This is a genomic window from Allocoleopsis sp. (assembly GCF_036703385.1).
GTDB lineage: Bacteria > Cyanobacteriota > Cyanobacteriia > Cyanobacteriales > Coleofasciculaceae > Allocoleopsis.
This window is the reverse complement of record NZ_DATNPA010000634.1, coordinates 1-6171: the sequence shown is the minus strand read 5'-3', so window position 1 is coordinate 6171 and position 6171 is coordinate 1. Positions and strand designations below refer to the sequence as shown.

Genomic DNA, 6171 nt, shown 5'->3' with positions numbered 1-6171 from the left:
TGGATTTAGGGTAAATGTCACTAACTGAAAGACTTTCCTAGCTCACCAACCAATCCTTGTGCAGGGGGTCTGGGGGAGGCACTCCGTCCCCCAGTGGGGGGTTTGGGGGGAGACCCCCCAATCTGGGTTTATCCAAGAAACGATCACTTTTTCCTTAAGTCAGTGACATTCCACTTAAGTCGAATGGCACTGATTTAACGAGCCGAGCTGCCCCCCAACCCCCAATTCTGGGGGAGCCAAAGTTCAAAGTCCCCCAAAATTGGGGGATTTAGGGGGCAAATTCAACAGGCGATCATTTAAGTGACATTCCACTTAAGCCAGATTGGCAAGCTAGTCATTTATTACTGCTGCGCTGTACTGGTGCAAAGACCCAAATAATCCACCACCTGATGCAACAATTCAGATTTAGTCACCACTAGAATCGTTGACCCAGCTTCCAGCATGGTATTGCCATTGGGAATGACTAGATCGGCATGAGGATGGGATTGATAGCCAATAATCAAAGAACCTTCTGGAAAACGGGAATCTTTGGCGATGAGGGCAACGCTACGACCCGCAACATGAGAATCTGGTGGAATAGCCAGCTTGAAAACTTCGACCTGTCCCTGCTCGTAATGCATCATTGATTCAACTTGAGGATATTCAAGGACGGTCACCATTGTATTAACGGCTAAGTCAATCGTGCCGATGACATGATGTGCTCCGGCAAGACGATAAGGTTCGGCAAAATCCCGGTTTCGCATCCGCGTCACAATGTGAGGCACGCCATAGTGTTTGGCAAGGGTAACCAGTGCCAGATTGAGTGGATCGTCCCGGAGGGCAGCAACGAGTGCATCGGCCTTGCGAATTCCCGCTTCTAGCAGCAATTGGGTATTTACGGCACTGCCTTCAAACGCCATCACCCCCACCTGCTCGCGAGCATATCGGCAGGCAGCCGAGTCAATATCAATGACTGCAATTGTATGCCCCAAGGCCACTAATTCTTGGGCTAAATTCAGCCCCACTAACCCTGCTCCACCAATCAATACGTACATAGCTAATTTCGGAGGTATCGCTTTTGCGTGTACTTCTATTATTTAGCGTTCTTCCCCAAGAACGGAACTCTTTCGAGTTGTTGGCATTCACTGTACTCAGCGCACCTTCCGGATGAGCCGATTGCTTTTGTGAAACTACAGCTAGAGGGAAAAGCTGGGCTTGCGGATATGAGCAGCGACAACGAGCGACAGAACGACATCATGGTTTTAGCAGGGAATGGGCGAGTGTCCAGGGAGTCTTCTAGCCTGACGGAAGGCTTGGATTTAGCGAGTCAAAGCCAATTGGTTGAGGACAAATCTTTACAGTCTCTACGAACTTCTGTGCTGCAAACAAAAGCGGATAGTACAGGAGTAGAGGGGCTAGGAGTATCTGACCTCTTTAGCCAAGGACTGAATAAATTTAATCGCGGCGAGTATCGCCGTGCAATTGAAGACTTTAACCAAGTTTTGCGGATTAATCCTGATTGTGCTGAGGCTTACCATTACCGGGGTAGGAGCCGCTACAAGAAGGGAGATTATCTCGGAGCCATCCATGATTACAGCCAAGTCCTGCGGATTAATCCTGGTAATGCAGAGGCTTACAGTAATCGGGGTTTAGTTCGTGCTGAATTAGGCGATCGCTGGGGCGCAATGCAGGATTATAAGCAAGCTCTAGAGATCGATTCTAAGCATATTAAAACTTATTTGAATCGAAGCTCGCTGCGTGTGCAATTAGAGGATTATCAGGGAGCGATCGCAGATTGCAATGCTGTACTGCATATTAATCCTAATCTGCCAAAAGCGTACTTGAACCGAGGTTTAGCTCGTGTTGAATTAGAGGACTATCAAACAGCAATGGAAGATTACAATCAAGCTTTAAAAATTAATCCTAATCTGGCGGAAGGTTACTTTAACCGAGGGTTGAATCGAGTTGCTTTGGGAGAGTATCAAGATGCGATCGCTGATTTTAACCAAGCACTACAACTAAATCCCAACTATACCCAGGCTTACCTCAATCGCGGTTATACCCGTTTACAAGCAGGCGATAATTGGGGCAGTCTTGAGGATTTTGACCAAGCTCTGCATCTCGATCCAGTTTCTGCCAAGGCGTATTTCAGCCAGATGGCTCCTATTTTTAGCAATGAGTTAGAGGTTGTAGAGGATGAAACTCAACAACTCATCCAAGGTCTGATTCTTCAAGGTAATCTTAGATATGAGTCAGGGGATTATCAAGCTGCACTCAATGCTTACAATCAGGCATTGAATCTCGATCCAAATAATACGGAAGCCTACAACCGACGTAGTACTGTGCGTTCTGCTCTCAGAGACTACACAGGAGCGCTGGAGGATTTAGAAAAAGCCAAAAATCTCTCCTTGAGTAACGAGCTAGTTTTACAACCTATACCAGTGGCTAGTGTTGGGACAACCGCTAAGGAGTACTATCAGCAAGGTCTAGAAAAGCTTCAGATAGGAGACTTTCAGGGAGCCATTGAAGACTTTAATCAAGTCTTGCAGATGAATGGCAACGATGCCACTACGCTTACCTGTCGGGGTTTTGCGTACCGCCGCCTTGGAGATAATCAAAAAGCGATCGCAGATTTACACACAGCAGCGGAACTTTTCCATCAGCAAGGGGATGTGAAGTCTTCCCAGGAAATCGCAGAAACGATCAAAAAGCTTCAGCCGTAGTTAGCCGCTATTTCTGAGGAAAGCGATGTAGGCAGGGTTGAAGGCGATCGTGAAGATGCGATCGCCTTTATTGTCTTACCAATCGTTGAGAGTCAGCAACACCCTCAATAGCATAAATTCCCTAGCTAGACTAATTATCCTAGGCAAGCCACACTAAGAGTGATTCTTCCAATGCGTAGAACACAGGGTAGGAAGCATGTTTTACCCCTACGAAGTCGGAGTATTCCACTCAATTGAAACTCAACTCGCTAGAATAACTCCAGAAATCCTTTCGACTGATTTAGTACTTCTGATTGCAAAGAAGATATTCCTCTGCCATGAGCTTTAAGCGATCGCCTTCTAATATGAAATTATCAATAGCTTCCTTTAGCTCAAGATAAGGCTTTTGAGCGGCTTGCCTCTCTCGTGCCATTGCCCGTCGAGTTGCTATCCTAACTTTTCCAGCCCACTTCCGCTCTCCGAAAATATCCAGCCCACCAGAAAAAATACTATCAGCCCTAGACTGGGATGCTTGTCGGTTAATATCCCGTAGAGTTGCATTTAGTTCTTTCTTAAGAGCGCGGAGTTGCTTTTGAGCGAATGTAATTCGCTTTACCTGAAGCTTTACAGATTGAGGTTCATCAAATGTCAGAGACATGTTCAACGCAATTTCCTGAATTTCTTCTAGGGTATTCATGACGCCATTTTTCTAGACTATGGGTTTATCTGAAGAGAGAAAATACTGGAGTGGTGTGACCCTATTTACTAATATTATAATCACCAATAATCGGCTAATGCACTAGTAATGAAAACCTACAATATCGTTACAACCCGATTCCTATAATCGGCTCCTTTAAATTCTTACTTCCCTAAGGTCTTTCCAACACTTTCTCTAATACAGAACGTATTTATAAAATTTTGTATCGACTTTTAGTAAAGGAAAATTATTGGGTAATTCTACTGATTTAATTTCAATAAACCCATTCTTTTCGTAAAAGCGATGAGCAGCCCTATATACTTCTGTTGTACCCAGATAGATTTCCTTAATGGATTGATGCATAGCCCAGGCTAGAAGGGTATCCAGAAGCTGTTGACCAACACCAATATGTTTACCTCGGTAATTTTTGCAGACAAAGAATTTCTGAAGCGTGGCTTGATGATTACCTATGTCTAACAGAGCAACAGTGCCGACAACGGTATCATAATCTAGAGCAATCCAGAAGTTACCTCTACGGTTTTGATAAAAATCATGAATTTTTAATAATCCTGGTTGTTCCTCAAGGCGGATAGGAACATTAAACTCATTTTGCTGAATATCTAGAATTAAGTTAATTATCTGCTCCTGGTAGTTGGGCAAATAAATCTGTATCGTTACCATTCAAGTAGTTTGGCAAATGAGTGGTAAAAAAATCATTGAAAACTTTGATTTCGTCACAGAGCCAGTAAAAACAGGAAATACAACAGCGATGGACGACGCTACAGCTCGCGTAGCTAACGTCTCGCTAGCTTACGGTTCGCTTGGCTCACGCTAACGCTCCCATACCTTACCTCAACTGCCACAATTAAAGAGTATCAAGATTGACTGAGGAGAGTGAGTCATGGGACTTGAGCGGAAAATGTTCAGGGGAATGTTTGCCCCCGGTGAACTCGTTGAGCTCAGACAGATGTGTTTTACCCCTGGGCGAGTGTTTCAGCCCGGAAAATATATAGTGGGTGAATTGCCAGATGTTGCTTTTGAGATGGGCTTAGTAGAACGACTATCCCCAGTTAAAGGCAAAACCGCTGAAATCCAATATACTGAGACGCCCCCAGAAACGGAGAGTTCCCCGGAAGCAGAATCCTGACCATCCTTAATGCCAACGAATCCTTATGCTTGGATAGAACAATCCCTCACTACCATCCACAAAGCGGACTGGTATCGCTCAGTGCAAACGCTTCAAAGTCGTCCCGGTGCAGTCGTGCGCTTGGAAGGACGGGAGGTGATTAACTTTGCCAGTAACGACTATCTGGGATTGGCGGGAGATGAGCGGCTGATGCAAGCGGCGATCGCAGCAACCCAAAAATATGGTACGGGTAGTACTGGCTCTCGATTGCTGAGTGGTCATCGGGAACTACATGGAGAATTGGAAAATGCGATCGCATCCCTCAAACAAACCGAAGACGCGATCGTATTCAGTTCTGGATATCTGGCGAACTTAGGCACTATCGCCGCTTTAGTGGGGAAGCGGGACTTGATTTTAGCCGATCAATACAATCACTCGTCGCTGAAAAATGGGGCAATTTTGAGCGGTGCAGTCGTTGTAGACTATGCTCACGCTGATATTGAAGATTTAAAGATTAAGCTAGCTCAACATCGACAACAGCATCGTCGCTGCCTAATTGCCACCGACACCGTCTTCAGCATGGATGGTGACCTTTGTCCATTGCCAGAGATATTGGAATTAGCCGAAGAATTTAGCTGCATGGTGCTGGTAGATGAAGCTCATGCGACGGGAGTTTTGGGAGCCACAGGTGCAGGATGTGTGGAATACTTCGGCTGTACCGGACGAGCGATCATTCAAGTTGGCACCCTGAGTAAAGCACTGGGAAGTTTAGGGGGATACGTGGCGGGTTCAGCTACCTTAATTGACTTCATGCGAAATCGCGCTCCTAGTTGGATTTACACTACTGCTTTATCCCCGGCTGATACCGCCGCCGCATTAGCTGCCATTGAGATTGTCCAACAAGAGCCGGAACGCCGTACCCAACTTCAGCGTAATGTGGATATCCTGAAGCAGTTAATCGCTCAAAGGTTGCCTCATCTCAAACTATTGCCCTCGGAATCACCCATTCTCTGTCTTTCCCTAGCCAATGCAGCGGATTCCCTCAAGGTTGGACAAGAACTAAAATCGGCTGGTATCTTTGCTCCAGCCATCCGTCCTCCTACGGTTCCCACCAGTCGAATTCGCCTCTCTGTAATGTCAACTCACGAACTCGCTCACCTAGAGAAATTGGTGGATGTCTTGAGTGCGATCGCTATTTGAGCAAGCAGCAAGGGCGTTTAATTTTAGAAATTAAAGATGAGGGGAACCGAAGGTTTAGTGAGGAGTGGAAATTTCAGCGATGGGTTATTTCTGCGAGCTGATCTAGCTATTTCTGGTCATTGGTGACAAGTTAAGGCTTTGTGGCAGTTGTCAAGGGGAGTTGAGAAGAGGCTGAAAAAAAAATTGGGCTAATTGACCCTTAGGTACATCTTCTAGGCTACCGAGCTTGCGAAATAAGGCTTCCAACGTAGAACAGTCTACTATCCAAGCCCTCTCAAATTTTGAGAGAGTAAATTGCACACTTTCAGGTATCGGGCGACTCTTTCTGGTGTACCAAGCGGCTGTTAAATGTGGCAATAAATCCTTAACTTTTCACGAATGGGGTGGCTCTAGCTCTTCGGATTCCAGCTCGGCAATGAGGCTATGGAGCCAGGTATCAAGTCTTTTCAACTCATCTAGCTTCAACT

The 6171-nt window shown here is 45.8% G+C and carries 7 protein-coding genes and 1 pseudogene; 4 read left to right on the top strand and 4 right to left on the bottom strand.

Annotation, left to right across the window (positions count from 1 at the left end):
- Window positions 1–341: 341 nt before the first annotated feature.
- Entirely contained in the window at window positions 342–1034 is a 693-nt protein-coding gene (locus V6C93_RS30120) for a TrkA family potassium uptake protein (RefSeq protein WP_333480364.1), read from the bottom strand.
- Between the two features lie 129 nt (window positions 1035–1163).
- On the opposite strand from V6C93_RS30120, the gene V6C93_RS30115 reads away from it, so the two are divergent.
- A complete protein-coding gene (locus tag V6C93_RS30115) occupies window positions 1164–2702 on the top strand; it encodes a tetratricopeptide repeat protein (protein ID WP_333480363.1) in 1539 nt (512 codons plus the stop codon).
- Between the two features lie 280 nt (window positions 2703–2982).
- On the opposite strand, the gene V6C93_RS30110 is transcribed toward V6C93_RS30115, so the two are convergent.
- Window positions 2983–3378 carry a hypothetical protein gene (locus tag V6C93_RS30110; RefSeq protein WP_333480362.1) on the bottom strand — a complete coding sequence of 132 codons (396 nt, stop codon included), beginning with the start codon at window positions 3376–3378 and terminating at the stop codon, window positions 2983–2985.
- 195 nt (window positions 3379–3573) lie between these two features.
- Window positions 3574–4059, bottom strand: coding sequence for a GNAT family N-acetyltransferase (locus V6C93_RS30105; protein ID WP_333480361.1), 486 nt, complete (start codon window positions 4057–4059; stop codon window positions 3574–3576).
- Between the two features lie 16 nt (window positions 4060–4075).
- Between V6C93_RS30105 and V6C93_RS30100 the strand changes: the two genes are divergently transcribed.
- The 3 genes from V6C93_RS30100 to bioF all read left to right on the top strand — a co-directional run bounded on the left by V6C93_RS30100 (window position 4076) and on the right by bioF (window position 5704).
- Window positions 4076–4213 carry a hypothetical protein gene (locus V6C93_RS30100; protein WP_333480360.1) on the top strand — a complete coding sequence of 46 codons (138 nt, stop codon included), beginning with the start codon at window positions 4076–4078 and terminating at the stop codon, window positions 4211–4213.
- A 66-nt stretch (window positions 4214–4279) separates the two neighbouring features.
- Window positions 4280–4525: a hypothetical protein gene (locus V6C93_RS30095; RefSeq protein WP_333480359.1), complete on the top strand. Its 246-nt coding sequence runs from the start codon at window positions 4280–4282 to the stop codon at window positions 4523–4525.
- Between the two features lie 9 nt (window positions 4526–4534).
- Entirely contained in the window at window positions 4535–5704 is a 1170-nt protein-coding gene (gene bioF / locus V6C93_RS30090) for an 8-amino-7-oxononanoate synthase (protein WP_333480358.1), read from the top strand.
- Window positions 5705–5890: 186 nt separating this feature from the next.
- On the opposite strand, the pseudogene V6C93_RS30085 reads toward bioF, so the two are convergent.
- Window positions 5891–6070 (bottom strand): annotated as a pseudogene (locus V6C93_RS30085) (IS4 family transposase); the annotation flags it as partial.
- Window positions 6071–6171 lie beyond the last annotated feature (101 nt).

Coding starts and splice junctions, on each gene's coding strand:
- bioF (WP_333480358.1), top strand. CDS start 4,535: ATGCCAACGAATCCTTATGCTTGGATAGAACAATCCCTCACTACCATC.
- V6C93_RS30110 (WP_333480362.1), bottom strand. CDS start 3,378: ATGAATACCCTAGAAGAAATTCAGGAAATTGCGTTGAACATGTCTCTG.
- V6C93_RS30100 (WP_333480360.1), top strand. CDS start 4,076: ATGAGTGGTAAAAAAATCATTGAAAACTTTGATTTCGTCACAGAGCCA.
- V6C93_RS30095 (WP_333480359.1), top strand. CDS start 4,280: ATGGGACTTGAGCGGAAAATGTTCAGGGGAATGTTTGCCCCCGGTGAA.
- V6C93_RS30120 (WP_333480364.1), bottom strand. CDS start 1,034: ATGTACGTATTGATTGGTGGAGCAGGGTTAGTGGGGCTGAATTTAGCC.
- V6C93_RS30105 (WP_333480361.1), bottom strand. CDS start 4,059: ATGGTAACGATACAGATTTATTTGCCCAACTACCAGGAGCAGATAATT.